General features: G+C 64.9%; 1 protein-coding gene. It reads left to right on the top strand.

From position 1 onward, the window contains the following. Nucleotides 1–127 precede the first annotated feature (127 nt). Nucleotides 128–1,543, top strand: a complete 1,416-nt coding sequence (locus Q0349_RS03900; protein ID WP_298079569.1) for an efflux transporter outer membrane subunit — start codon at nucleotides 128–130, stop codon at nucleotides 1,541–1,543. Nucleotides 1,544–1,556 lie beyond the last annotated feature (13 nt).

Below are 1,556 nucleotides of genomic sequence, written 5' to 3'. Positions count from 1 at the left end.
GGACGGGGTGGGGGTAGCGACAGAATTACCATCTCCGAAGCCCAAACGGCACCCGACAAACATTCCCCACATACATACACCTGAGCGCTCAACCTGTATGTAAAACCCCAAACCCAAGGAACCCGCCATGAAACCGCAAACCCTCACCCTCATCACCCTCGCCGCCCTGCTCACCGCCTGCCAAAGCACCACCATCGAACACCGCAGCGCCATCACCCTCCCCGCCGCCTACGACCACGCCGCCCCGGCACGCGCCGACAACACCGACATCCGCCGCTGGTGGCAAGCGTGGCACGACCCCGTTTTGAACCAACTCATCACAGAAGCGCTGGCGAACAACCCCGACATCGCCATCGCCCGCAGCCGCCTCAAAGAAGCCCAGGCGACCGCCAACCTTGCCGACGCCGACCGGGGCGCGACCATCGGCCTTGGCGTGAACGCCGGCCACCTTGACGCCGACCTCGACAACCCGCTTGGCGGCACCCCGCTGGCGCGCAGCGACAAAATCAACACCCACAAAACCGTGCTGGCCACCAACCTCAGCGCCAAATGGGAAGCCGACCTCTTCGGCCAAAAACAAAGCGACGCCGACGCCGCGCGCTACGCCGCCCTCGCCAGCGCCGAACAAACCCACGCCGCGCAACTCCAAATCAGCGCCGCCGTTGCCGACGCCTACCTGCAAGCGCGCGCGCTTGAAGCGCGACAACAACTCGCCGACGCCAACATCGCCACCCTCGAAAAACTCGCGCATTACGTGGATGCCCGCTACCGCGCCGGGCACACCACCGCTTACGAAAAAACAGAAGCACAAAGCCACCTGACCGCCGCCCGTGCCGCGCGCAGCACCCTCGAAGCCGAACGCGCCGCGCAAATCCGCAAAATCGCCGTCCTCCTGGGCAAAACCCCGCAGGGCTACCACCTGCCCGCAAGCACTGCCGACGCGCTGAACCACCCGCCCGCAGCGCCCTCCGGCCAAACCCCGCAAGGCCTGATAGAGCGCCGCCCCGACCTGCGCGCCCGCGCCGCCGAAATCAATGTCCGCGCCGCCAAAGTAGCGAGTGCCAAAGCCGACCTCTACCCGCGCCTCACCCTCAACTTCCTCGGCCAGGGAATGCTCAACATCGACAGCCACGACACCCAAAAAGGCCTGCTTGACCTCCTGGGCGCCAGCCTGCAAGTGCCGCTGTTCACCAATGGCCGCGTCCAGGCAAACATTGACGCCGCCGACGCCCGCCTCAAAATCGCGCTGTTGCAATACGACCAAACCCTGCTGCAAGCCTTGGCCGACGTCGATAACGCCTACCAGGCGAGCGACGCGCTCGCCAGCCAAACCCGCCTGCTCGCCCAGGCGCGCATTGAAGCCGAAAAACAGGCGCGTGATGCCGAAAAACTCTACCGCTACGGCAACAAAACCCTCGCCGACACCTTGAGCGCCCGCATCAGCGCCAACCAAAACGCCGACAACCACCTCCGCAGCCAACTGGCGCACGACCAGACGCTGATTGCCCTCTACAAAGCCCTCGGCGGCGGCTGGACGGAATAGACTTCCTTCCAAA

Origin of the sequence: uncultured Cardiobacterium sp., from assembly GCF_938028185.1 — a bacterium.
Taxonomy (GTDB): domain Bacteria; phylum Pseudomonadota; class Gammaproteobacteria; order Cardiobacteriales; family Cardiobacteriaceae; genus Cardiobacterium.
This window is presented reverse-complemented; position numbering and strand designations above follow the sequence as displayed.

Bases quoted from the DNA above. Each gene is read 5' to 3' on its own strand.
- Q0349_RS03900 (WP_298079569.1), top strand. From the start codon at position 128: ATGAAACCGCAAACCCTCACCCTCATCACCCTCGCCGCCCTGCTCACC.